Source organism: Roseomonas sp. KE2513 (genome assembly GCF_016107305.1).
Classification (GTDB): domain Bacteria; phylum Pseudomonadota; class Alphaproteobacteria; order Acetobacterales; family Acetobacteraceae; genus Roseomonas.
The window spans coordinates 1-25,401 of record NZ_RCVR01000053.1 but is presented as its reverse complement, the minus strand read 5'-3'; the positions used below and the strand labels follow the sequence as shown (position 1 = coordinate 25,401).

Here is a 25,401-nt window from a genome sequence, read left to right as displayed (position 1 = left end):
ACCCACGAGCGCCGCGACCTTGGCCTCCAGCAACTCGCGCTCGAGCAGCATCTCGCCCAGCCTGGCCTTGAGCCGCTCGCTCTCCAGCGCCTCACCATCAGCAGGTCGCGTCGCCAGGCTTGCCTCGCCAGCCGCCAGGAAGGCGTCGCGCCAGCCGCTCAGGATCGCCGCCGTGACACCCAGCGCTCGCGGCAAAAGTTAGAGACGACCTTCAGCGTCAGTACCGCCGGCATCGCCGCGGCCGTGATGACCCGCGATCGGCTCCGCCGCACCACGCTGTATCCAGCCCGCCAAGCTAAGCTCGGGGGAGTCCCCACATTCAGGTTGCCACAGGGCGCCAAGCTCTACGGGATACGCAAGCCCCCTTGTTTGCTAACGCTTCCGCAGCCAGCGAGTCCTCGCCGATCACCTCTCATCGCAGCGACATCCGCAACAGCGCTGAAATGGGGCGCCCCGCCTCCAGCCTTTTCAGAAACTCACCCTGTCGCCGCCCTTGAGGGATAGCATCTCGCGCGCGTCATCAGGCGTTGCGACGTCAAAGCCGAGCCCTTCGATGATCTGCCGCGCAGCCCGAACCTGCTCAGCATTTGTCTGGGCCAAGCGGCCGGGACCAGCCCAAAGGCTATCCTCCAGCCCTACGCGGACATTGCCGCCCATTGCGGCGGCCATGGCGGCGATGTTCAACTGGTGCCGCCCGGCGCCGAGCACCGACCATTGGTATTTGTCACCGAACAGCCGGTCCGCCGTGCGCTTCATGTGCAGCACGTCCTCCGGGTGATTGCCAATGCCGCCTTGCAGGCCGAATACCGTCTGGATGAACAACGGTGCCTTCACCAGTCCCTGATCGTAGAAGTACTTTAAGTTGTAAAGGTGAGCAGTATCGTAGCACTCAAATTCGAAGCGCGTGTCATTGCCGGCACAAGTCGCCAGGATATGCTCGATGTCCCCGAAGCTGTTACGGAAGATAATATCCTTGTTGCCGAGATAGTCACGCTCCCACTGGTGCTTGAGGTCCTTGAAGCGGTTGAGCATGCCAAACAGACCGAAGTTCATGGACCCCAGGTTTAGCGAGGCCACTTCAGGCTTGAAGGTCGCAGCCGGCCGAACGCGCTCTTGGATCGTCATGGTCGGCGCCCCACCGGTGGTGAGATTCACAACCACGTTGGAACGCTGCTTGATAACCGGCAGGAATTTGCCGAATGCCTCAGGCGACTGGTCGGGTTGACCGGTTTCCGGGTTGCGGGCGTGTAGGTGAACAATAGCGGCGCCTGCCTCGGCCGCGCCGATTGCGGCTTCGGTGATCTCCTCCGGCGTCACCGGCAGGTAGGGCGACATCGAGGGTGTGTGGATCGCGCCTGTCACGGCACAGGTGATGATGACTTTGCGCTTGGTCGCCGTCATGGTCAGCCTTCCTTCTCGGCGGATGCTTTATGGGCCCGCAGCGCCGCTAGCCGGCGGTCACGCCAGCGCATCTTAGCAGGCAAGTCCCGTTCCGAGGTCCATTGCTGCATGATTGCGGCCACTGCCTCGCCCTCATAAACAGCGGGTGACGCAGGTTCGGCAGCGAGGCGCTTGTAGAAGCCCGTGTAGCGGGCGCAGTAATCTTCGATGCCGCCCGGCGCGTTCAACTCGATCGTCGCGAAGGGGCCGAGGAAGCTCCAGCGCAGCCCCAGACCTTCCGAGACCGTCAGGTCCAGGTCCGCCGGCGTGACATAGCCTTCCGAAACCAGCCTGAAGGCCTCGGCCAGCAGCGCGCCCTGCAGGCGGTTAAGAATGAAGCCCTCCACCTCCTTCAGCACCGTGATCGGCACTTGGCCGATAGCCTGGTAGATGCCGCGCGCGCGAGTGATGGTCTCGGGTGACGTCCAGTCGGCACCTGACAGCTCCACCAGCGGGATAAGATGTGGCGGGTTGACGGGATGACCGATGAGGCAGCGCGAGCGGCCAGGCAGGGCCGCGGTGAACAGGGAGACGCGAATGGCGGAGGAGGAGGAAGCAATGATTGCCTCGGCCGGAGCCGCCGCATCCAGCCGCGCGAAAAGGTCACGCTTGACCTCCAACCTTTCGGGGCCGTTCTCCTGGACGAAGGCGGCGGTGCCGACGGCCTCCTCCAGCGTGGCACTGGCGGCAATGCGCATGGCGGCGCCCGCCGGGTCGTCGCACAGCCCGTGCGCGGCAAGGTCCCGCAACCCCTCGGCGCAGAGGCCGACCGCGGAGGCAGCCACGCCCTCCACCGAGTCCCATAGACGGACGTTCCAGCCAGCGCGGGCGAAGATCATGCCCCAGGCGCGGCCGATCAGGCCACTCCCGATGATGGCGACGGTTTGGCTCATAGCCACAGCACCTTCCTGCGCAGTTCCTCGTCCTCTCGTAGCAGGCGGGAGTCGCCGCTCCACTGCACCGTGCCGCGTTCAAGCGCCACGGTGCGGTCCGAGATGGCGAGCGCCAGATCGAGGTGATGATCGACGATGATGATGGAGACCTCCTGCCTCAGCTTATCGAAAGTCTCGAAGAGTTCCTCAGTGATGGCGGGGGACAGACCTTCGAAGGGCTCGTCCAGCAGAAGCAGCCGCGTGTCGCCTGAGAGCGCGCGGGCCACCGCCACCATCTGCTGCTCGCCGCCCGAGAGCCGGTCAGCGGCCACGTTCCATCGTTCCCGCAGGCGCGGGAAGTATTCCAGGATGCGCTCCTGCTCCCAGTGAATTCCGGCGCCCGTGATGCGCTTCAGCCGACCGAGGCCAAGGTTCTCGCCCACCGTCATGCCGGCGAATAGCGCCCTGCCTTGTGGCACGAAGCCGACGCCGCGCCGCGCCACCTTGTCCGGTGTTATGCCCGCGATCTGGTCGCCCGCCAGGGTGATGCTGCCAGAATCCGGGTGCGCGGTGCCGATCAGCGTTTTGAGCAGCGTCGACTTGCCGGCGCCATTACGGCCGAGCAGCGCGACCACTTCATTCTGCCGCACCGTCAACGAGATATCGTTCAGGATGTGAGACTTGCCGTAGAAGGTGTTCACCTTCTCCAGCACCAGCAGCGGCGCGTCCTGCACTGCGGAGGGCCGCGGCTTCTCCGCGAGCGCATGCGCGCCGGCGCCGAGATAGACCGCCTGAACACGCGCATCGTCCCGCGCATCGGCCACGCTGCCATCGACCAGCACCTCGCCATCGGCCATCACCGTCACCCGGTCAGCCATGCGGAAGACCCGATCGATATCGTGCTCAACCAGCAGCACCGGGATGTCAGCCGACAGCGTCTTGATCAGGTCACCCACCCGCTCACGCTCGGCGGCGGCGAGGCCGGCCAGGGGTTCGTCCAGCAGCAGAATGCGTGGTCGGGTCGCAAGCGCCAGCCCCATGTCCAGCAGGCGCTGGCCACCATAGGAGAGGCTGCCGGCCTCGGCATCCTCCACGCCCGCCATGCCAGCCCAGCGCAGCAGCTCGGTCGTGTCGTCCCGCAGGTCCGCGATGCTACTGACATTGCGGAACAGCGAGAAGCGCGCCGGGTGGCGGGCTTGCACGGCGAGGCGGACGTTCTCCTCCACCGAAAGCCCGGGGAACAGGTTGGTGATCTGGAAGGACCGTCCCAACCCGGCACGGGTGATGGCGTGCGGCGGCATGCCGTCCACCCGCTGCCCGTCTAGCAGCACATGCCCCCGGTCCGCCGCGAACATGCCGGACAGCAGGTTGAAGGCGGTGGTCTTGCCGGCGCCGTTGGGGCCGATAAGTGCGTGCAGCTGCTTATCCTCCACCGCGAAGGAGACGCCGCGCACGGCCTGTACAGAGCCAAAAGACTTCTGCAGGTCCTGCGCCACCAACACAGGGCCTTGAAGCGTGCCCTCGCGGATGAAGCGCGTCGGAATGCGGCCGGAGGCCCCGGCGCGGCGCGCGGCCATCGCGGCTGCATCCGCGGGCGGCTTCGGCCGCACCAGCCCCAGCACGCGCCTGCCGATGCCGACCATTCCATCGGGCGAGAACACGATGAAGAAGACGAATAGAATGCCGAAGACCAGCAGCCAGTTGGCCGTGTAGATCGATAGGAACTCGCGGAACAGGATGTAGAACAATGCGCCAAGCGCGGGGCCCAGGAAGCTGCGCATGCCGCCGATAACAACCATCGCCAACAACTCGCCCGAGAAAGCAAGATTGATCGGATCGGCCGAGGCGAAGCGATGATTGTAAACACTGAGTACGCCGGCCAGCCCGGTGATCGTGGCCGACAGCATGAAGGCCAGCAGCTTGTACCTGTTGCTGTCATATCCGAGAAAGCCGGTGCGCCCCTCGTTCTCACGGATCGCTACCAGCACGGTGCCGACCGGCGAGCGGCGCAGGCGCCAGAGGCCCCAGAGCACCACCAGCGCCACGCCGGCGACCACCATGTAATAGCTGTTGGCGTTCTGCAGCGCTTCCCAGCGGGTCACATTGCCGAGCCCGTTCTCGCCGCCCGTCAGCTCCGTCCAGCGGAAGGCGATGGAGAACAGCATGGCGGTGAAGGCCAGCGTCAGCAGGGAGAAGTAGACTCCGCGTCGCCGCAGGATCAGCAGCCCCGCGACGAAAGACAGCCCCGCCACGACGATCAAAGCACCGCCCGCCGGCAGAACCATGCCGCCTGGCAGATAATGACGCTGGATCAGGGCGGCGGCATAGGCGCCGATGCCGAACCAAGCGCCATGGCCAAAGGAGACCAATCCGGTCCAGCCGACGAGGATGTTCAAGCCCATCACGGCCAGCGCGAAGACCACCACATCCGTGCCGGTGGTTATGGTGAGGCCCAGCGCGTCCATTAGGAAGGGCAGCACCACCAGCCCGGCCAGCGCGATGAGCAGTGGGTGCAGTTCGCGCGCCCGTGTTTTCTGCATCATGTTCGCGGTGCCCTATTCGAAGCGCTGGATACGTTCGCCGAACAGGCCGCGTGGACGCAGCAGCAGGACGAGCACCATCAGCAGGTAGACGGCGGCCTCGGTGGCCGGAGGAAAGGCATAGGCGGCAAGGCCGCGCACGATGCCGACAATCATTGCGGCGCAGACCACGCCCCAGAAAGAGCCGAGCCCGCCGATGACGACGACGACGAAGGCGAATGTCAGGATCTCGGCACCCATGGTGGGCGTGACGCCAGTGACCGGCGCCATCATGGTGCCCGCCAGCGCGGCGAGCCCCACCGCGATCATCACCACCGCGGTCATGTACGGCTTTAGCGAGATACCCAGCGCCGCCACCATATCCGGGTTCTGCACGCCGGCCCGCACCACGCGACCGAAGGCGGTGCGCTTCAGCAGCAGCCACAGCCCGGCGACGCAGACGACGGCGACCAGCAGGATCAATAGCCGATACTTTGAGTAGATGAATTCGCCTAGGAAGACCTGACCGCGCAGAAACAGCGGGATAGAAAATGGCACTGGGGCGGCGCCGAAGATCATGCGCAGCGACTGCTCGGCCACCATCGCCAGCCCGAAGGTCAGAAGCAGGCTCAGAATGGGGTCACCGCGATAGAAGCGGCTTAGCAGAAGGCGCTCGATGAAGAGCCCCAGCAGCGCCACCAGAACCGGCGAGACGATGACAGCGCCGCCGAAGCCGATGCTGGGCGCCAGCGCCACGGTCAGGTAGGCGCCGATGGCATAGAAGGCGCCATGCGCCAGATTCACTACGCCGCCCAGGCTGAAGATCAATGAGAGACCCAGCGCGATGAGCAGGTAGTTGGCCCCGATGAGCAGGCCGTTCAGCACCTGCTCCAGGATGAAAACGAATTCCAAGGCGGATCTCCCGGAGGTGCGGTGCGCCCGCGCCAGTCAGCGCGGGCGCGATCGGCGCATTAGGCCGGGAAGGTGCAGGCGTTTTCCTCCTTGCTGGCCGCCATCGTCTCGAGGCTTTCGCTGGCAACGGGCATGGCCGCGGATGTCGTGAAAATGTCGTAGGCGTTCCTCGCCTGTCCGGCTGGCAGAGCGGTGATCGCGAACATTTCCATCATCAGCTGGTGATCGGCAGCGCGGAAATAGCCTTCGCGGGACTTGAAGACGTCGAACTTCGCGCCGCTCTCCAGGTGCTCCACTACCTTAGTCGGGTCGATGCTCTTGATCTCGTTCATCGACTGCGCGATCACCTTCATCGCGGTGTAGTCGCTCCAGCCCTGGTTCTCGGGTGGACGGTTGTACTTGGCCCGGAAGGCGGCGGTGAAGGCCTTGGCGGACGGCGCTTCCAGCAGGTGGTGCCAGACCACCGGCCAGGTACCAAGGAAATTGCCCGGCCCTGCACCCCAGGCCAGCGCCGTGTCGAAGCCAAAGCCCGCGACCGGGAAGCGCAGCCCGAATTCGCTGTACTGCTTAAGAAAGTTGGTGACCTGCGCACCCGCGAGGTTACAGATCACCACGTCCGGCCGCGCTTGCCGCAGCTTCAGTAGGAAGGGCGAGAAGTCGGTCAGTTCAGTCGGCACGAGATCGGAGCCGCCGATCGACCCGCCATTCTCGCTCAAGTACTTGTTGGCGACCCGCAGCAGATCGTGGCCAAAGGCGTAGTCGGCGGTCAGCGCGTAATACTTCTTGCCGCGCACCAACCCCTGGTCGAGGAGCGCGCGCCCGGCCGCCTTCACCATCATCGTGTTCTGGGCTTCGGTGTGGAACATGTAGCGACGGCAATCGCTGCCGCGCAGCGCGTCGGAATTGGCGCCGGTGTTGATGAACAGCACCTTCTCCCGCTGCACTACCTGGCCGATCGCCAGGGCCGAAGCGGAATTGATCTCGCCGACGATGCAGGCGACCTTGTCGCGCTGCGTGTAGCGCTCGGCTTTCGACGATGCGGTCTGCGGGTTCACGCTGTCCTCGAACAGCATCTCGACCCTGCGGCCGTTGATGCCGCCGGCGGCGTTGATCTGCTCGGCCGCCAGGGCGGCGGCCTGCACAGCAAACTCGCCCAGAGGGCCAAGGAAACCGGTGCGCGGTGTCAAATGCCCGATCTTCAAGACATCCGCTTGCCCATAGGAGATCGAGGGCATCGCCAGGAAGGCGGCGCCCCCGGCCAGCAACGCACGACGGGTCGAGCGTGGAAATTCGGTCATGGACGTTTCCTTTCGGCCCCTGTTCACGAGGCTTGATACTGCGATCTGAGATCACAATCATCATGGCAACGCTGTCCGGTGGTGTCTATGGTCATCTCGATGAACCCCGCTGTCGCCGAACTGCCCCCAATGGACCGCCGCACGCTGGGCGACGCCATCTACGCCCACCTTTCGGAGCTGCTGATCTCCGGCCGGCTGGCCCCGGGCGAAAAGCTCTCTTTGCGCGACAGTGCGGCGGCCCTCGGCGTCTCGGTAATGCCTGTGCGCGAGGCGGTGTCGCGGCTGGTAGCCGACGGCGCCCTGGAGTCCCCGCCAAATCGCGCCGTGCGCGTCCCGGTCATGACGGTGTCGCGCTTTCGCGAGCTGGCGGATACGCGCATGGCCATTGAAGGACTGGCTGCCGGGCGCGCCGCCACGCTGCGCACCTCGACGCAACTGGCTGCCATCCGCAGCGCGGAGGCGGCGTTCCGCACCCTTGCCTGCCAGCCGGATCCGGGGCTGGCCGTAGCGCTAAACCGTGACGTGCATTTCGCCATCTATGCCGCCTGCGGCCTGCCCACGTTGCGCGCTATCATTGCCGGGCTGTGGCTGAAGGCCGGCCCCGTCATCAATCTGGATCTGCGCGCCAGCAGCGATCGGCTGAACGCCGGACATGCACTGCGGTGCCATAGCGAGGCGCTGGCCGCTATCAAACGCGGCGACGCTGGCGCCGCTCAGGCTGCGATCGCCGCCGACATCAACGAGGCGGCCCAGTTCATCATCGCGCGGGGCATCCTGCCGGCGGGGGCATGACGGAGGAACGACAAAGCATGGATCTCGCCATAGAGGGGTTGCGCGTGCTGGTGACGGCGGGCGCCAATGGGATCGGTCGCAGCATCGTCGAGGCCTTTTTGACCGAGCGCGCGAGGGTATTCACTTGCGACCTGGACGAGGCCGGGCTGGCGACTTTGCCTGCCAACGTTGGACGCTGCGTGGCCGACGTCGCGGACCGCGCACAAGTGGGAGCTTTAGTAAGGGACGCGGTAACATACCTCGGCGGGCTGGACGTTTTGGTGAACAATGCAGGCATTGCCGGGCCGACAGGCCGAGTGGAGGACATCGCGCCTGAGGACTGGGATCGCTGCCTGGATGTCTGCCTGACCAGCCAGTTCAATTGCGCGCGACTGGCGGTACCCCACCTGCGGGCGAGCACGAACCCATCCATCATCAATCTGTCCTCGGCCGCTGGGCAGTTCGGCTTCGCACTGCGCAGCCCCTACTCCGCCGCCAAGTGGGGAGTGATTGGCTTCACCAAGTCCCTCGCGATCGAACTGGGCGACGCAGGCATCCGCGTCAACGCCATCCTGCCTGGGTTAGTAGCCGGTGATCGGCAGCGGCGGGTGCTGGAGGCCAAGGCGCAGCAGCGAGGCATGCCCTTTGTGGAAGTTGAGAAGGCTGCTTTCTCCTACGTCTCCATCAAGGAATACGTGACCCCGCAGCAGTTGGCGGACCAGATCTTGTTCCTGTGTAGTCCACGAGGGCGAACTATCTCCGGCCAAGCCATCGCTATTGACGGTGATACACGGATGCTGGCTTAAGGAAGCGACGATCCTGCGACGCCGCGCTCGGCTGTGGCGGCTCTGGTGTTGGCGGCTGCCGGCCAGGATCTTCCAGCTCGACGGATTCTACTTTGTCTGAGGGTTATGCGGCCCTGGCCCGCAGGCCACCCAAATGTGCCCTCAATCCAGGTGGCGGCCACCCGTTCCTGCGGCACCTCACACGGGTTTCCCTGCGACCTGAGGAGGCGGTACCCGATCGTACAAGAAGCTGCCTCTATGTCGTGCTGTTGCGTAGAGCACCCTGCGCGCTGCGGAGCCATATCAACGGTACTGCGCAGAGGTCTACGAGCTGGACCTCAGCGGGTAGGAGGCCCATGGCCAGCTGGGCTTTGGCGCCCTCTTTACCGCCAGGTAGCACGCGGGTGTTCTCACCAAGGGCATTCTGAATTTCTGGAGCGTAGTGCCAAGCGCGACCAAGCCATCGCCGAGTTCGCCATGAGGGCTGCAGTCCAGGCGATGCCAGCCATCGACCGGCCACGCTCCGCAAAAGGAGGGAAGTCTGATCCTTCCGGACCCAGGCGGACCGCTCCAGGAGCAACCTGAGGCGGGCAGCCGCCGTTCTTCGCGCTGCATCGCAACATGGCGGGCGTCGGTACCTCCATCTGGCAATCAGCCGGGCCAGAGGTGCCGCCGCTGTTCAGAGGAGCCCGCATGGCCACTTCCCGCAAGGCGACCGTACTTGCAGCCACTGCCGCTACACTGGCCGCCACCGCTCTCTTCAACCGCGCTAGTGCCCGGCGGGCCGAGCGGAGGCACCCGCCCCAAGGCCGCTTCGTCCGAGCCGGGGGCGTGCAGCTGCATTACCGCGAAGGTGGACGGAGAGACGGGGCGCCGATTGTCCTGCTGCACGGCAACGCTGTCCGCGCGGAGGACTGGATCGCCAGTCGTGTGTTCGGCCTCCTGGCCGAGCGGCACCGGGTCCTTGCCTTCGACCGCCCAGGCTATGGCTACAGTGAGCGCCCGCGCGATCGGCTGTGGACAGCCGAGGCGCAGGCTGTGGTGCTGGCAGAGGCATTCGCCCAACTCGACATAGACCGGCCTGTCGTGGTCGGTCACTCCTGGGGCACACTGGTGGCCGTGGCACTCGGCCTCGACTACCCAAAGGCGGTGTCCGGCCTCGTGCTGGTGTCTGGCTATCACTTTCCGACTGCGCGGGCCGACGTAGCCCTGTTCTCGCCACCCGCCCTGCCGGTGGTGGGTGACGTGATCCGTTACACTTCCGGGCCTCTGCTCGGGCGGCTGATCGCGCCGAAGATGATCCGGGACATGTTCGCGCCCGCCCCGGTGCCGCCCACGTTCACGGCGGCGGTGCCGGTGCCGCTGATGCTCCGTCCCTGGCAGGTAAAAGCCAGCGCCGAGGACGCCGCGACCATGACGCCGAGGGCCGCAACCGTCGCCGGGCGTTATGGCGAACTGGGGCGCCGGCCAGTCTCCATTGTCGCTGGCGGCGAGGACCGGATCGTCGATGTCGGGCGGCAGTCGGCCCGCCTGCATCGCGCCATACCAGGTAGCGACCTGCGCGTGATCCCCGGCCTCGGCCACATGGTTCACCACGGCGCCCCGGAGATGGTTGCGGAAACCGTGGCGGCTGTTGCGGCGGCGGCCAGTGGAGGGGCGCCACTCAGCCTCCAGGCGCTGTCCTCGTAAAGGATTCTGGCGCCCCCTGTTCCGGAACAAAAGTGGATGGGTCCTGCCACGTTCTGCGGCAAAGCCCCCGATACACGACCTGGAGCGAGGAGATCATGGTGGCACGGACACGGTGAGCGGGAATGGGTGGCACCTACTTGCGGTAGCCCGGAAGGTTTAGTCGTCACGCTCAAACCCTGGCCTTGAACACGGAATGCCAAACCGGCAGTTCATTGAACTTCCACCCGTCCATTCCGTTACCCGCCGATACAGATCGGCCGCTTGTCGTTCGGCCTTGTTCGTGGAGTAGATGAATGAGCGGCACTGAGCACTCGCCCACCCCGCCCGCCACCGGGATGGAAGCTGGGCCGGAGCCTGCAACGGCGCCGGCGACCGGGACGGGCCCCGAGGCCGGAGCAATGCCCGAAGCATCCACGACCGCGGGTGACGCTTCCCCGGAAGCGGCGCCCGCCCCGGAGGCTGCCCCCGGCATTGCCGAGCCTGCGGTGAACCTCCAGGCCCCACAGGCCCGCGCCAAGACGAAGGGCGTCGCCGATATCGTCTTCGTCGTCGATGTCAGCGGCAGCATGGCGCCCTGTATCGATGCGCTGCGCGCCAATATCGAGGCGTTCGTTGACTCCCTGAGCCGGGGCGACGCAAACAACGCGGCGCCCGTGAAGGATTGGCGCGCCAAGGTCGTCGGCTACCGCGACCTGGAAAGTTCAGTGCAGGAAGGGCTGCCCTGGATCGTCGACAACCCCTTCGTTCGCGAGGCATCGGCCCTGAAGGCACAACTCGGGGCGTTGACAGCGGTTGGCGGTGGCGACGAGCCGGAATCGCTCCTCGACGCGCTCTACAAGATTGCCACCATGGAGGCGGTTCCGAAGGGTTCCCAGACCATCGACCCCGCAAAGTGGCGCTACCGGAGCGATGCCGCCCGCGTCGTCGTCGTGTTCACCGACGCATCCTTCAAGGAGACGATGGGCATCCCCGAGGCGAAGGGCGGATCGCTGCAAGATGTCGCGAACGTCGTCATGGCCAACCGCATCATCCTCAGCCTCTTCGCGCCGAATTTCGAGGGCTATGACCGCTTGAGCCAGATCGATAAGTCGGAATGGGAGGTCGTGGAGTATGAAGGGCTGAGCCCGCAGGAGGCCTTGCAGAAGTTCACGGCCGATCCCGTCAACTTCCGGAACACGCTCAAGCAGCTCGCAGCCAGCGTGTCACGGTCAGCCGAGACCGTGGCGCTTTGAGCCCCAATAGAGCCTGAGCGCCCGTCATGGCGAAGAAGCTCAAAACAGGCGACGTCATCCACGGCTACCGGATCACCAAGGTGTTCGGGCCGGGGATGATGGCGATCTCCTATGCCGCGCAGGCTCCCACGGGTCAGAAGGTCTTCTTCAAGCAGTACAAGTCGCCGGCTCCCACGGTCGTCTGGTACAAGGGCTTCGTCTCCTATCAGAAGGAGCTCTCCGCTCGCGTCCTGGGCGGCAAGGCAGCGCATTTTGCGGTCCGCCAGCTCGATGCCTTCGAGGCGCAGTGGGGCGGCCGCTGCTACTTCCAGGCCTATGAGTTCGTCGAGAACGGCGCGGACCTGCAACAGGTCCTCGACGAGGAGCGGGAAGGGCACCGCCGGACGGGAAGGCCGCCGACGAGCGACGCTGTCGTCTGGGCGCAGCACGTCACCTGGGCCAAGGTCCTCATAGCGGGAATTGCGGCGCTCCACGGCTCCAACATCGTCCACGCCGATCTGAAGCCAGCCAACGCCTACCTTATCAAGGATCCGACGATCGGCTCCGGCTACCAGCTGAAGCTGATCGACATGGATTTCTCCCTGCTTGCAGACCGGCGGGCCCCCTGGCACGGCTTCCAAGGCTATGTCGGCACGGACAACTATCGCTCGCCGGAGCACCTCGTGCGCGGCGGCATCCCGGTGCCGGCGTCAGACATCTTCACCTGCGGACTGATGCTCTATGAGCTGCTGGCCGGGCAGCATCCCTACTGGTCCGACGATCCTGGGGAGTACGCACGGCGTGTCCAGGCCTATGAGGCCAAGCCACCCGCCCTGGTCGGTTCGATGCCGGCACCCGCCGGCAATGCCGAGGTCAGCGCCGCCCTCCATCGCTGCCTGTCCCCCGATCCGGCGGTCCGGCCCAGCGCGGAGGAGCTGCGCGCCGTACTGAGCGGCCGGAACCGCAAGCCCGCAGCCGCACCTGCAGCGCCTGAACAGGCTTCGGCCCCTGCACCCCCCGCATCCTCCTCCTTGTTCCGGAAGCCGCTCATCTCCGAGGAAGTTGAGCTCCAGAGCGGGGATGGCCGGTCGCTGCGGATCAGGGTTCGCACGGAGCTGGGAAAGATCCTGATGCGGCAGTTCGGGCCAGATGCCGAGTTCTGGGACAACCGCCAATGCGTGATCGAGCGGGGACCCGCCGGGCAGTGGATACTGGTGCCGGTCGGCTCGACCACGAACGAGACCCTCGTGAACGGACGCGCCCTGGTTGCGCCGCGACCCCTGAACCAGGGTGACGTGCTCGCGGTAGGCCGCGAGGCGAAGGGGGTGGCCAAGCTGCCGCTGACCCTGCGCGCTGGCGGATGAGCGACCGGCCTGAACCCTCCGCCGCGCCGATCCCCGGCGAGCAGGTTCCAGGCGAGCCGGGGCTGGCGCCCGCGGCACCGGAGCCCGACCTGGGAGCGCCCCCGCTCCCTGAGTCCCCCGCCGTGGCTGCTGAGAGCACGGCCCTGCCGGTTCCGCCCGAGGCAGCGCCGGAGCCTGCCCCCGCCGCGCCGGCCGAGATTCCGATCCCGGAGCCGCGAGACCTGCATGACCTCGACTGGGAGGCGATCCGGCGGATGGTGGACCCGGCCGCTCTGCGCGCCCGGATGCGCCAGACGGTGGAGGCGATAGAGGGCCTGCTCGACCGCGCCGGCGGGCCCGGCCTGCTCTTCGACGACGACAGGGCTGGTCCGGGCGACCGGGCCATCCAAGTGAAGACCGTGGATCCCGCCGTCCCGCTCTGGATCATCGGCGACCTGCATGGCGACCTCCTGGCGCTGGAGGCGGCCCTCGCGGCCATCGCGCGGGAGACGACCGAATCAGGCGCGGAGCGGCCGCGGATCGTCTTCCTTGGCGACCTGTTCGACGACGAGGGATACGGCCTCGAGGTCCTCCTGCGCGTATTCGAGCTGATCCTCGAGGGGCCGGAACGGACCTGCGTGATCGCCGGCAACCATGACGAGGCGCTGTCCTATGACGGCATCCGCTTCGCCTCGAGCGTCTCGCCTGCTGACTTCGCCGATCTTCTAAACGCACATCTCAGCCACGAATGGATGGAGCGCGCTGGAAAGGCCGCGGTCCGGTTCTTCGCGACCGCGCCGCGCGCGCTTTTCTTGCCGGATGGCCTCCTGGTCGCCCATGCAGGATTCCCATTGGCGGACCTGCATGAACGGCTGGCAGCAGGTGGCGATTGGAACGACCCGGCCTGCCTCTCGGACTTCACTTGGACCCGGGCGCACCCGACGGCCCGGCGAAAGCTTCCGAACCGTTTCTCGCGCGGAAGCCAGTTTGGCTATCAGGACTTTGCGGCCTTCTGCGAGCTCAGCGCCAGGCTCGGGCGGCCGGTAACGCATCTGGTTCGCGGACACGACCATGTCGAGGAGCGCTTCGCCATCCCTCCCGCCTACCGCGCGCATCCCGTGCTGACGACCGTAGCTCTGTCGCGCCGCCTGCCTCGCGAAGCCTTCGGCCCGCGCGAGCGCGTACCGACGCTCGCGCGCTTCGTTGAGCGCTCGGTGCCGCAGGTCTACCGCCTCCACATCCCCGCGGCGCTGATCGACGCGATCTTTCTTGAGCCATTGGCGGAAGGCGCGGGTGAGCCACCAAGCCCGGAGGCCCAGCGATGAGCCTTGTCCTCCGATGCCCGAATTGCGGAACGACCCAAGCAGGCCCGGGCGAGTGCGACGCATGTCACGAGGCACAGGTCCGTTATTTCTGCACCAACCACAATCCCGGGCAGTGGCTAACAGCCCCTAAGTGCCCGCAATGCGGCGCTCAGTTCGGCGTCGCCGGGCCCGTCCGAAGCGCGTCCCCTTCGCCGGCCCGGTCACCCGTGCAGCCGTCGGTCCGGCCGCCTGCGGCCAGGGTCGCGCCGCCGCCAGCCGCGCCCGTCACCCGGCGAAGATTCAACCCGTGGGGCCCCGCTCCCGCACCGCTCGCAGGCGAAGAACGCGACGTGCGAGCGAGGCGCTTGCGAGACATGATCGCGCCGCCTTCCCGAGACCGAGGAGTGCCGGGGGCGCCACCCTATGACATGGAAGCTCTGCCGGTCCCGGTGGCCAGGGCAGGTTGCCTCGGGCGGGCGCTCCTACTGGTGTTCCTGCTCCTAGGAATTCTTTTGCTGTTGTTCATCTCCGCTGGCGGCCCGTTCATTCAAATTCTGCTTAGTTTCCTCTTGTCCTCCTGAGGCCAGGTCAGAAAGCGGGCGACTACGCCCAGGGGCTTCCCAGTTCTACAGCTTCGTCAGCCAGTGCTTAGCGATCCGACAGGCGACGGTAAAAGCTGGGTTGAAGACGTTGCCGACATCATAGCGGACGACTTGGCCCATCAGGTGACTGGCGGCCCGCGCGTCCAGCCCATAATCGTCACCAAGCCACCGCAGCATTTCGGTCGTGGCGTGCTGCAATGCTTGATCGAGCGGCCGGGCGTTGCCGATCGTGAAGATATCGTCGGACGTCTCGCCGCGAGGCCAGGTAATCGTCCGCTTCAGGACACGGAGCGTAACCTCCATCTCAAAGGAGGTCTCGATCCCCGTACCGACGATTTCGCCGTCTCCCTGGCATGCGTGCCCGTCGCCCAGATAGAAAAGCGCGCCCGGCACCGAGACCGGGAACCAGGCCGTCGTCCCCGGTGCGAACAGGCGGTAGTCCATATTGCCGCCGTTTTGTGCGCTCGTCGCGGTGGACAGTGCCTGCCCGCCCGCCGGCGCGACCCCGAAGCAGCCGATCATAGGCTGAAGCGGTGGGGAGAAAGCCTCCAGTCCCTTCGCTGGTTCCTGCAGCCGTACTGTCCCGGCCTTGCTGTCGATCTCCCAGACATGGCGCTGTTGCAGGGGCCGGTCGGCAATGGCGGTCGGGTCCAGCACGGTGAGAGCAAGGGGCGAATAGGTCCAGCCCGTCGCTCGGCTTGGCGTCAGCCGCTCAATATGGACGGCCAGCGTGTCCCCAGGCTCGGCGCCTTCGACAAAGAAGGGTCCAGTCATTGGATTGGGCCGGCAACCGACGGCAATTTCCTGCGCATCCAGTCCGGAGGCGTCGATCGTATCTGTAACCACCGTGTCGCCGCTGGCAACGCGAAGGCACGGCTTCGCGGTGCCAAGCACGTTGAAGTATTCGGTGGGGCGAAAGCGGTGCGTTGCCATTGGGCTTCCCGGTGGAACTCCTTGGTGCAGATCGAGTCGTCTGGCCGGTCACGCTGCAGCCAAGCTCGGCACGCTAGAAACCGCCCGTGAGGTGGTCAACGGTGCTCAGAAAGCGCGGAACCCGCTAGCGGCCAGACGGTGCCATGCCTCTCATGAAAACTCGGGTAATAACCCTGAACGCCTGAACCGAGTGCGGAGCAGTCGGCGACCGGCCGAGCCCCCGTTGGGGTTGAGCGTCTCGTCACCTTGAGAGGGTGTTCAACATGGTGGTCGGCGGGTTGCTGCCGCGGGAGGGGCTGGATAGCGTGTCAGCAACAGCAACTCCGGACAGGTGATCTCCTGCTGGCGTAAACGAGCCAGGAACCCCAGCACTGCTCGCTGGGCAGCGGTTCCCTGATCGGCAAGGAGGGCTGGGTGTCCGACGCCTGGCAAGAAGGCTCCGCCGGCCGGGCAGGGAGCTCCGGTAAGCATCCTGCGTCCCTGCTCCACAGGCACAATGCCGTCGCGCTCCCCATGCAGCACGAAGACCGGAGCCCTCACCTCCGGGAGACGGGCCAGGCTGTCGAATGGATGCCGCAGGAGCAACCGAACTGGTGCCCAGCGAAAGGCGTCCGCGGCGATCTGGCGAACCGATGTAAAGGGCGAGTCCAAGATGACCCCCGCTACTGGTCGCTCCGTGGCGACGGTGACTGCAACACCGGTGCCGATGCTTTCACCCCAGAGAACGAGGGGCGCGCCCGGCCAACGCGCTACCGCCCAATTCGCCTGGGCACGAGCATCGGCAATCAATCCTCGTTCGGTGGGCATGCCTGGATTGCCGCCATAGCCCCGGTACTCCGCGAGCACGATGCCATAGCCCGCAGTGATGAAGGGTTGTAGCGCCTTCTCGCGATGACCTGCGTGCCCGCCATTGCCATGCAGGTAGAGGATCACAAGCATGCCAGCCTGCGGCTCCGCAGCCCAGAAGTTCAACCGCAGCTCGTCCACGGTGCTCACCTGGTGAGCGGAGAAGTGAGACCCTGGTGGTGGATTGCCCAGAACCCCACCGTTGGCAGGAAACATCACACGTTCCTGGAACCACCACAGGAGACCTACGGCGAGAACCCAGGCAAGAGCCAATGTAATAATGGCAGTAAGCCCGCCCCTCATCCCGCTACTGGCTCCAAACATCGCGCGGCCGCTCAGCGGCGGCTGGGTTTGACCGGCTCGCTCAGAATGGCGCGTCAGCAGCCCGCGAGGCAGACTGGGACGAGGCCGAGAAGCCGCAGGATCGTGGTTGGCCGTGCCTTCCGATCGAGCCGATCTACCAAAGGGCTTTGAGCCAGATCCGCTTTGCTCGATATCACATGGCTGGTGTTGTCGCCTGCCTTCTCAGAAGCGGACAGGCAGGCGATCCGCTCTGGTGAGCAAGGTGGATGGCGAGCAGACGTCCATTGGGCAGCTATCATAAGGGCAGAATGACGGTGAGGAATGCACTGTAGCAGTCCTCAACCGCTATTGAGCCCATTTTGAGCCCACGCTTCTGCTACCTTTTCCGCACCGGGCCGTTACGTCTGACGTCCAGAGATCCAACCTCGGAAAGGGGGTCAAATGTTGTGGTCCGATGGAACGTTCTTTGGTTGGGTGGCTTAGCCGCAGTGCTGGCCGTTCCTGTGCCTTCCACTCTGGCGGACCCCTGGAAAGACGAGAGCGGAAATGGGCGCTGGGAGAGACACTACGATCGGTGGTCTGACCATGATCATGGACGCTCCCGCGGTGACGATCGGCATTGGGCCGAGCCGCGGGGTTGGGAGGATCGGCTCCGGCATGACGATGACCGCCGGCATGACTACGGCCGGCGCAGGGATGAGTTTTTACGCGATGATCGCCGGCGCGATGGGCTCGATTCTCCTGCCGAGATCCTCGGCCAGCTGCTCGGAGGCCGCTGACAGCGCGAGGCCGTCCGCAATTTCAAACAGAGCCAGCTAGGCTGGCCCTTACGGGAGGGTGTAACGATGCAAAAGACAGGTTTCGTGCTTCTTGGTTTGGCCGTACTCGGGCTCAGTGGCTGCGGCTACAGCACTGGGGACCGTGCCGTTTCGGGTGGTCTCCTTGGCGCCGGTGCTGGAGCCGGCGTGAGTGCACTTACCGGGGGCAGCGTTGGAACAGGCGCCCTGATTGGCGGCGCGGCAGGTGCGGCCGGCGGTGCCCTGACCAGTGGACGCGACGTGAACTTGGGACGCCCAGCTTGGCGCTGAGGACGGTCCTCTGATCGCGAAGTTGTGGCGAGCATGCCGTTCGCCACGGCTTCGCTTCAGCGGGAGGAGCTACTGAGCAACCGGGCACTTGGCCTCTCAGCGAGGACTGCCCCGCGAGCTAGTGTCTGGCTTTTCTGAGCAGGCGGCACGATCTCGCAGAAAGAGTTCTCGAACTTGCCCGCGGCCGTGCGGGGCAGATGGTGGAGGTAGGCTAGGTCTGCCCGGTACTCCAAACCAAACTTTGCATGCTGACTGCACGTGGTAGTGCGGGTACTCCGCGCGCTGGAGCGCAAGGTAGCCCGCCTCGCACGTGCTGCAGATGCGGTGAGGGGGACACCCAAGCCCTTACGGAGCGCCTCGGATCTGGTGATCACCTCCTTGAGCCGCGCGGGATGTACGCCTCGCTCGAAGCAGGCATCCGCCAGCAGCCGCGCCATCGAAGGATGGGTAAGGAGATAATCGGAGGCGCGGCGCAGCAGCCACTCGATCTGGCCCTCGACGGGCGTCGTGATGTTCAGCCCGACCGAGGGCCCCGTCGCACAAATGGCGTCCGTGGAGTACCTCCAGGACGGCCTCTCGGTGCCGTCAGGCCAGACCGCAACACTTGGAGCGCGCTCCCGGATGGCGGCGAGGTCGCGGCGAGGCCAGAGGTGGGCGCGGACCGTGAACGCGCTCCAGATCAACTGCCAGAGGTAACGCCAGACGGAGCGGATCGGCTTGCCCGTGAAACCCGGGGTGTGGATGTGAGAGGCGGAGCCTCTGAGGCGCCTGGGGGCGCGAGGCCGATGCCCTTTACATCATCTTGCCCGCGAACCGCCGCAGCATCGCCCGCTTTCGGGCCGATAAGCGCCGGCGGACAACGGCTAACCGGAGCAAGGACAGGATGCCGCGCGGACTCAGAGGTTCCATCGTGCTCGCTCTCTGCGCCGGTGCGCTCCTGGGCTGCGAGATGGGGACCTATGGCGGCGACGCCCCACCTTTTGCGGGACCGGCCTACCCGCCGGGGTACATCGCCCCTCTTCCTCCACCGGTGCCCTACGTGCCCCCGCAGCCTCCCGGTTTGGGGTACGGTTATCCTGCTTACCCCGGCCCGCTGAACGATCCTCGAGGTGGAGCCTGGCGCAGCGCCCCCTATGCCGAGGGAGGGTACAGGCAGCCCTGGGACGGCAGTCGCCCGGAACCGCCGGCAGCCTTCCGGGACGAGTACGGACAGGGAGGGGAGGGTTACGTGCCAGGTACACCTAGCCGCGAGGAGTTCGGACGCGGCAGGGACGCGGTGCCGGACGGCAGGTGGAACTATCGCCCGGAGGAACCGCGGCGGGACGACGACAGAGCCTACCAGCAGCCGGAGCAGGGTTACAGCCGGCCAGACCTCGGCGCTCCGACCTGGCGCTGAACCCTACCCCCTTGTCCGAAGGGCTGAATGCAGTCGACATCACCGAGGGAGGGACGGGTTCACCACGGGCCTGCCATTCCCAGGACCTGGTTCGCCAGGAGGTCAGCACAGGAGTGGCGATGCCAGCCGAGGGCAACCTAGACCGAAGACAGATCCTCGCACTCCTAGGCTTGGCCGCCGCGGCTCCTCGGCCTGCTGAGGCGCTGGAACTCGCTGATGTCAACGGGCTGATCACTGAGAACCGCCATGACGGCGTTCGCATCCTCAGCGCGAGGGGGGAGTTCGTCGGCGCGCGGGGTGCGTATTACGGTCCACCAGTGCCATTCGCCCAGTTGCCGGTTCATCTGGTTAATGCACTCGTGGCAAGCGAGGATCGCCGGTTCTACGAGCACTGGGGACTGGATCCGAGGTCAATGGCGCGCGCGGTCTGGTCCACCATTACGGGCCGCACCCAGGGCGGCAGCACGCTGACGCAGCAGACGATCAAGGAGATCTACCTCAGGGAGCACAGCCCAATCGTCAGGAAGCTTCTCGAAGAGCCGGTGCTGGCCCCAATCCTCGAACTCAACCTCAGCAAGGAGGACATCCTGTACGTCTACCTGAACAGGGTGTTCTTCGGCGGCAGCGCCTACGGGATCGAAGCCGCTGCCCGTGTGTATTTCAACAAGTACGCGCGCAGCCTCAGCATCCTCGAGTCTGCCATGATGGTCGGGCTTCTCCCTGCGCCCAACCGGTTCAACCCTCATCGAAACCTCCAGCTGTCGCGCGACCGGGGTATTCGGGTCATCGAGCAGATGGTCGAGGCGGGCTCGCTTAGCCGGAGCGCGGCAGACCTTGCCAAGGCGCAGGAGGTCACGGTGGTCCCCTCCAGGTCGGCCTGGGGTGGCTTTTACCCCCGCAGCGTCGGCATCGGCTGGTTCGCCCGCTGGGCGGAGAACGAGGCCAATGCCAATTCCGCGCCGGCCCAGCGGAGCGGCACGCGAACCATCTCGACCACCTTGGATCTGAGAATCCAGGCAGCGGCGGAGCGGCAGCTGGAAGCGGCCCTGCGTCAGCACGCGCGACCGAAGGGGATCGACGAGGGCGCGGTCGTGGTCATGCGGTATGACGGCGCGGTGCTCGCACTTGTCGGTGGGCGCGATTACCGGCGACGGGAATGGGATCATGTCACCCAGGCCAAGCGCCAGCCGGGCTCCGTGGCCAAGCTGTTCGTCTATCTCGCAGCACTCGGGAAGGGCGGCACGCCGGAGACTAAAGTGAGCGACGCTCCCCTGACGCTCGGTGGGCGTGCCGTGAGGAACTCCGACGAGAGATATCTTGGCGAGATCACGCTTGCCGCCGCGCTGGAGAAGTCATCCAATACGGCCGCAATCCGGTTGGCGCTGCAGAACACCCGCGAGACGAGGGAACTGATCAAGGCCCTGAACGTGGCGGATGAGGTCGAGGGAGAGGCCGGTGATCTTGCACTCGGGACCTATGAGGCAAGGCTGGTCGACCTCACGGCAGCTTTCGCCTCTGTCGCCAATCGAGGACGGATGGTCCTTCCCTACGCGGTGCAGCGGGTTCAAGACCCGGGAGGCGCCGAACTTCTGACGCGCGTGCTTCCGGCACGATCGGAGATCCGGCAAGCCCTGGAGGTCCAGCAGGCCGAGGTCATGCGGCAGATGCTCGCCGGTGTGGTGCAGCGGGGAACCGGACGCGCTGCTGATCCAGGGTTCTGGGCCGCCGGGAAGACGGGAACCACCACGGCCAGTCGCGACGCTTGGTTCATCGGCTTCACGGAGCGGTATGTTGCGGGCATCTGGCTGGGAAACACCGACAGCAAGCCGATGCTCGGTGTTTCGGGTGGTGGCTTGCCTGCTCAGATCTGGCGCGCGGTGATGATCGAAGCGCATCGGAGCGCCTGATCAGGAAATGGGCCGCCAAGCCTCACCGGCACCACCGATAGCGTGGTGCCGGTGAGGCCCGATAAAATGCCATCTGGGGGGCATCCCCCTGTAGTGGAGGATGCGAGAGGTGTGGCAAGGCGGCCATGAGGCGCGCAGTCCTTCGGCCATCTCCGGAAGGCACATCCCGGTCCGGACCAGCGGCCTGAGAATTGAGCCGAGACGCTCCTTCGCGAAGGCCGTACCACCAGGGCTGACTCAACAGGGTCGTGACAATCGCAGCCGTGCCCGCCGGCGGGTTCGTGCCCAGCAGCAACCGGTGGGTAGCGATGGCATCCGCCTCCATCCCCTGCGCGCCGACCGCACCGTGCTGCAGCATCAGGCAGGGATCCGGCACCTCCCGGTCCATGGCATGTGCCACGAAGTGCCCACCGAATTCATTAACCTCGAAACGATTCGACCTTGGCGAGTCGAGTGAAGTAGCTTTAAACCAAATCCTTGAGGATCAGTCCTGGGCAAAAAATAGGTCCGCTAGGCACAAGTATCATGCATGAACTCCAGGCAGAGATGCATCTCTCATGATCATCGCAGGATCACACGATACCGTTCTCATCGTCTTGTCCGTGCTCATCGCGATCGCGGCCTCCTTTACGGCTCTTGACCTGGCGAGCCATATCCGCGCGTCCGTCGGCTGGGCTCGCCATGTATGGCTTGCAACGGCAGCCCTGGCCATGGGCGGTGGGATCTGGGCCATGCACTTCGTGGCTATGCTCGCGTTCAGCATGTCGGGCATGGAAGTGGGGTATGATCTCGGCCTGACCCTTCTATCGCTGGTCGTGCCGGTCGGAGCCACTGGCCTGAGCTTCGCCGTCGTGAGCAGGCACGGCTCCGCGCCCATGCTGGTCCTCGCGAGCGGGCTCTTCATGGGCCTTGCGATCGTGGGGATGCACTATCTCGGCATGGCCGCAATGAAGATGCCGGCCGATCTCCGCTACGCTTGGCCATGGGTCGTGACCTCGATCCTGATCGCCATCGGCGCGGCCACGGTCGCGCTATGGCTCTCGATGCAAACGAGCCGCCTCGGGACACGGATGGGCGGCGCCATCGCCATGGGGTTCGCGATCGCGGGCATGCACTATGCCAGCATGCAAGGCGCCGTGTTCACCGCCCATCCGCACGCCGATATGGGCCACGGCTCCACCAGCCTGACGCGGCTGACCCTGGCGATGGCCGTGGCGGCGTCGGCCTTCCTCATCCTTTTCCTGGCGCTGGCCGCGGCCATGGTCGATCGCCGCTTCGCCAGGCTGTCAGAGCGCGAGGCCATGGCGCTGCGCCGCAGCGAGGAGCGTTTCCGATCCCTCTACCAGCTCACGCCGCTTCCCCTGCACTCGCTCGACGGGAATGGCCGTATCGAGAACGTGACTGAGACTTGGTTGGAACTGCTGGGCTATGGACGTGAGGAGGTAGTCGGCCGCCCCTTGGTCAACTTCATGGCCGAGGCCTCCGCCCGCCAGATCCTGCAAGCCGATTGGCCCAGGCTCCTCCAGCGCGGTGAGCTGAGGGATGTCGAATACCGGGTGGTTAGCAAGGCTGGCGAGTTCCTGGATGTGGTCGCCTCCGCCCGCGTCGAGTGGCAGGAACCTGGCACGCCTGTCCGTGTGCTTGGGGGTCTGACGAACATCACCGAGCGCAGGCGGGCTGAGGAGGCCCTGCGGCAGTCGCAGAAGATCGAGGCCATGGGGCAGCTCACCGGCGGTGTGGCGCACGACTTCAACAACCTGCTCGCGGTGGTCATGGGCAACCTGGAACTCCTCCGCAAGCGTGTCCCCGAAGATGCCCGGTCGGCCGCCCTCATCGAGAATGCTCTTCAGGGTGCGCGGCGTGGCGCTGTCTTGACCCAGCGCCTCCTTGCCTTTGCCCGCAAGCAGGAACTCAAGCCGGAAGCGGTGGACGTGCCCGAACTCGTGCGTGGCATGGCCGAGCTGCTACAGCGATCCATCGGCCCGATGGTGCAGATCGACACCCACTTCCCCCTTGCCCTGTCCCGCGCGCATGTGGACGCGAACCAGCTTGAGCTCGCGCTGCTCAACCTGGCCGTGAATGCCCGGGACGCCATGCCTGACGGCGGGAGGCTCACCATCTCGGCGGCAGAGCAGATACTCCTGCCCGGCACCTCCGATGGTCTCAAGGCGGGCAAGTATGTGCTCCTTTCGGTGGCCGACACTGGGCAGGGCATGGATGCGGCCACCCTGGCCCGAGCGACGGAGCCCTTCTTCACCACCAAGGGTGTTGGCAAGGGGACCGGTCTCGGCCTTCCAATGGCGCAGGGACTGGCCGCCCAGTCGGGGGGACGCCTCCTTCTCCGAAGCAAGCTGGGGCAAGGCACCACCGTGGAGCTCTGGCTCCCGGTAGGCGAAGTGGAAGCGGAGGCAAGGCAGGCTGCTGCGGCCACGAAGCCAACTGCCGCCACCGAGACGACGGTGCCGCTCACAATCCTGGTGGTTGATGACGATGCCCTGGTCCTGGCCAACACGAGCGCCATGCTGGAAGACCTGGGTCATACAGTGCTGCAGGCCGCTTCCGGGGCAGAGGCGCTAAAGATGCTCAGGGCAAACCAGCGAGTTGATCTGGTGGTCACTGACCAAGTGATGCCCAGCATGACCGGCAGCCAATTAGTCAGCGAGCTTCGATCTGACCAGCCGCATGTCCCAGTCCTTCTTGTAAGCGGTTATGCTGATCTCCCGTCCGGGAGCGATGATGACCTGCCCAGGTTGAGCAAGCCTTTCAGCCAAGCTGCCCTGGCTCATGCGATACACGCCGCTTATAGCCAGCGGCCGAGCGCAAAAGTCGTGGCGTTTCCGGAGCGTGGTCTCAGCGGCGACTGAAACCTGCATGTCGCCCAAGTAGCCACATTGAGCGAGCGTCATCCAGCGCCACAGGGATGCGGCCCATCTACGGCGCGGTCGATGCCAGGACCGCTGCCGCAGGTGGGGTCTCGTCCTGCTTCCGTTCGTCAGGTCGCCGGTTAGGAGTGACGTGAGGCTGCATCAGTTCGGCGACTTCCTGGTACACCTGCGAGAGAGGCAGACTACGGCCTTGCCTCTCGAACACGCCCGGGTTTGGCCGGGCAGCCGCACCGACCACCGCTGTACTTGAGCCAGCGGGGTTGCGTTGGAGCTCTGCCAAGAAGCGGCGTGCACCCTGCGGGCCAAGCATATGGACAAGATAAAGATCTGCCGGTGTCACGGCGCGTCCAAGCTCGCGCTCCAGGCTGGCCCGTTGTTGTGCGATCCGCTCGGACGCCATCACCGCCGCGAGCTGCGGATCGTCGCGCATCCGCAAAATCCTTGTGAGAACACGAGGGTCACGCGCTGTGATGTTGCCATCGCGATCCGTACGCAAAGCCGCAGCGTATCCTCCCAAACCATGTCGTCCCCCGAAGTCGCGCACGACCTCCAACCACGTGCTCCGGGTGAACTGCATAAGACCGCGGGCGGAGGAAAGGGGGTTCTGCGCTGTTGGGTTAAACTGGCTCTCTCTTCCTGCAATGGCGTGTAAGACGGCTGGATCGACGCGTGTAGCCTGTTCTGCTCGCGCAAGTGCCGCAACGATGGTCTGGCGATTGGTGCTGCGAGCGCCCATTCGAACGGTAAAAGGCGGACTGCGGAGTGACGCACGTCCCGAGCGCAGGTCGCTTCGTGGGCGCTCAACTGCACGCGTGCGGACGGGTCGCGAGGCAACCTGTCGATGCAGCGACAAGGTGGCATGTTGCCGGGGCTGAGTGACTTTCACGCGGGCAGCCGTTTCGCGTCCGGCCTCGGCAGGCGTGGAGATGATCAGAGTGGCCAGCAGCAAGCCAACTCCTACGACCCCGCGTTGGAGTAGGGGCGATCGGCGAACAAACGCCGTGTAAGTGTCACCGAAGATGACATGCGGTTGATCGCCGGGCAACTGGATGTTCCCGCTTCTGAGGTGGCGGTTCAACTTGCGAGACAAGGCAAGTTAACCAGGGCCGCCGGACAACGATCTTTGTGTGATCGAAGTTTCGGTTTTGAAGCCGAGCCAAGATTCTAAACATTCCTGGCGGCTGAGGACCTCTCTACACGGCAACGCGAAGAGCAGAGGCTTAAATGCTTTCCCTGTGCGAGGCGAAATTCGTTATGCAGCCTGCGGTTGTTTTGAGGACTTTTGATTCAAGCGAGG

General features: G+C 65.4%; 18 protein-coding genes and 2 pseudogenes. 10 read left to right on the top strand and 10 right to left on the bottom strand.

Annotated features, from left to right (window positions below):
• From D9599_RS27275 to D9599_RS27250, 6 genes and pseudogenes are all read right to left on the bottom strand, one after another.
• Nucleotides 1–195: pseudogene (locus D9599_RS27275) on the bottom strand (IS3 family transposase); the annotation flags it as partial.
• Nucleotides 196–468: 273 nt separating this feature from the next.
• Nucleotides 469–1,401: a 3-keto-5-aminohexanoate cleavage protein gene (locus D9599_RS27270; protein WP_198384446.1), complete on the bottom strand. Its 933-nt coding sequence runs from the start codon at nt 1,399–1,401 to the stop codon at nt 469–471.
• A 2-nt stretch (nt 1,402–1,403) separates the two neighbouring features.
• Complete coding sequence (locus tag D9599_RS27265; RefSeq protein ID WP_198384445.1) at nt 1,404–2,333, bottom strand: 3-hydroxyacyl-CoA dehydrogenase; 930 nt, start codon at nt 2,331–2,333, stop codon at nt 1,404–1,406.
• Nucleotides 2,330–4,855 carry a branched-chain amino acid ABC transporter ATP-binding protein/permease gene (locus D9599_RS27260; protein ID WP_232480981.1) on the bottom strand — a complete coding sequence of 842 codons (2,526 nt, stop codon included), beginning with the start codon at nt 4,853–4,855 and terminating at the stop codon, nt 2,330–2,332. The genes D9599_RS27265 and D9599_RS27260 overlap by 4 nt, the downstream gene beginning before the upstream one ends.
• Before the next feature lie 12 nt (nt 4,856–4,867).
• The gene (locus D9599_RS27255; RefSeq protein ID WP_198384444.1) at nt 4,868–5,743 is read right to left on the bottom strand and encodes a branched-chain amino acid ABC transporter permease; all 876 of its coding nucleotides are present in this window, start codon (nt 5,741–5,743) and stop codon (nt 4,868–4,870) included.
• Between the two features lie 59 nt (nt 5,744–5,802).
• Nucleotides 5,803–7,041 carry an ABC transporter substrate-binding protein gene (locus D9599_RS27250; RefSeq protein ID WP_198384443.1) on the bottom strand — a complete coding sequence of 413 codons (1,239 nt, stop codon included), beginning with the start codon at nt 7,039–7,041 and terminating at the stop codon, nt 5,803–5,805.
• Nucleotides 7,042–7,128: 87 nt separating this feature from the next.
• Between D9599_RS27250 and D9599_RS27245 the strand changes: the two genes are divergently transcribed.
• The 6 genes from D9599_RS27245 to D9599_RS27220 all read left to right on the top strand — a co-directional run bounded on the left by D9599_RS27245 (nt 7,129) and on the right by D9599_RS27220 (nt 14,165).
• Complete coding sequence (locus tag D9599_RS27245) at nt 7,129–7,833, top strand: GntR family transcriptional regulator (RefSeq protein WP_232480980.1); 705 nt, start codon at nt 7,129–7,131, stop codon at nt 7,831–7,833.
• A 17-nt stretch (nt 7,834–7,850) separates the two neighbouring features.
• A complete protein-coding gene (locus tag D9599_RS27240) occupies nt 7,851–8,618 on the top strand; it encodes an SDR family oxidoreductase (protein ID WP_198384442.1) in 768 nt (255 codons plus the stop codon).
• A 672-nt stretch (nt 8,619–9,290) separates the two neighbouring features.
• Nucleotides 9,291–10,286, top strand: coding sequence for an alpha/beta fold hydrolase (locus D9599_RS27235; RefSeq protein ID WP_198384441.1), 996 nt, complete (start codon nt 9,291–9,293; stop codon nt 10,284–10,286).
• A gap of 485 nt (nt 10,287–10,771) precedes the next feature.
• Nucleotides 10,772–11,518: a vWA domain-containing protein gene (locus D9599_RS27230; protein ID WP_198384440.1), complete on the top strand. Its 747-nt coding sequence runs from the start codon at nt 10,772–10,774 to the stop codon at nt 11,516–11,518.
• Between the two features lie 26 nt (nt 11,519–11,544).
• Nucleotides 11,545–12,861 (top strand): protein kinase domain-containing protein, encoded by a 1,317-nt coding sequence (locus D9599_RS27225; RefSeq protein WP_198384439.1) that lies wholly within the window; start codon nt 11,545–11,547, stop codon nt 12,859–12,861.
• Nucleotides 12,858–14,165: a metallophosphoesterase gene (locus D9599_RS27220; protein WP_198384438.1), complete on the top strand. Its 1,308-nt coding sequence runs from the start codon at nt 12,858–12,860 to the stop codon at nt 14,163–14,165. The genes D9599_RS27225 and D9599_RS27220 overlap by 4 nt, the downstream gene beginning before the upstream one ends.
• A gap of 605 nt (nt 14,166–14,770) precedes the next feature.
• On the opposite strand, the gene D9599_RS27215 is transcribed toward D9599_RS27220, so the two are convergent.
• Nucleotides 14,771–15,679, bottom strand: coding sequence for an acetamidase/formamidase family protein (locus D9599_RS27215; RefSeq protein WP_198384437.1), 909 nt, complete (start codon nt 15,677–15,679; stop codon nt 14,771–14,773).
• Nucleotides 15,680–15,937: 258 nt separating this feature from the next.
• On the bottom strand, nt 15,938–16,666 hold the full coding sequence (locus D9599_RS27210) for an alpha/beta hydrolase (RefSeq protein WP_198384436.1): 729 nt from the start codon (nt 16,664–16,666) through the stop codon (nt 15,938–15,940).
• An 819-nt stretch (nt 16,667–17,485) separates the two neighbouring features.
• Here D9599_RS27210 and D9599_RS27205 point away from each other — a divergent pair.
• The 4 genes from D9599_RS27205 to D9599_RS27190 all read left to right on the top strand — a co-directional run bounded on the left by D9599_RS27205 (nt 17,486) and on the right by D9599_RS27190 (nt 24,083).
• Nucleotides 17,486–17,647, top strand: coding sequence for a hypothetical protein (locus D9599_RS27205; RefSeq protein ID WP_198384435.1), 162 nt, complete (start codon nt 17,486–17,488; stop codon nt 17,645–17,647).
• Nucleotides 17,648–19,144: 1,497 nt separating this feature from the next.
• A complete protein-coding gene (locus D9599_RS27200) occupies nt 19,145–19,312 on the top strand; it encodes a hypothetical protein (RefSeq protein WP_198384434.1) in 168 nt (55 codons plus the stop codon).
• Nucleotides 19,313–19,431: 119 nt separating this feature from the next.
• The gene (locus D9599_RS27195) at nt 19,432–21,219 is read left to right on the top strand and encodes a transglycosylase domain-containing protein (RefSeq protein WP_198384433.1); all 1,788 of its coding nucleotides are present in this window, start codon (nt 19,432–19,434) and stop codon (nt 21,217–21,219) included.
• A gap of 557 nt (nt 21,220–21,776) precedes the next feature.
• On the top strand, nt 21,777–24,083 hold the full coding sequence (locus D9599_RS27190; RefSeq protein WP_198384432.1) for an MHYT domain-containing protein: 2,307 nt from the start codon (nt 21,777–21,779) through the stop codon (nt 24,081–24,083).
• A gap of 67 nt (nt 24,084–24,150) precedes the next feature.
• Here the strand turns inward: D9599_RS27190 and D9599_RS31650 are convergent, their stop codons facing one another.
• Nucleotides 24,151–24,534, bottom strand: coding sequence for a hypothetical protein (locus D9599_RS31650; protein WP_232480978.1), 384 nt, complete (start codon nt 24,532–24,534; stop codon nt 24,151–24,153).
• Nucleotides 24,535–24,660: 126 nt separating this feature from the next.
• Nucleotides 24,661–24,840: pseudogene (locus D9599_RS32555) on the bottom strand (transglycosylase SLT domain-containing protein); the annotation flags it as partial.
• Between the last annotated feature and the right edge of the window lie 561 nt (nt 24,841–25,401).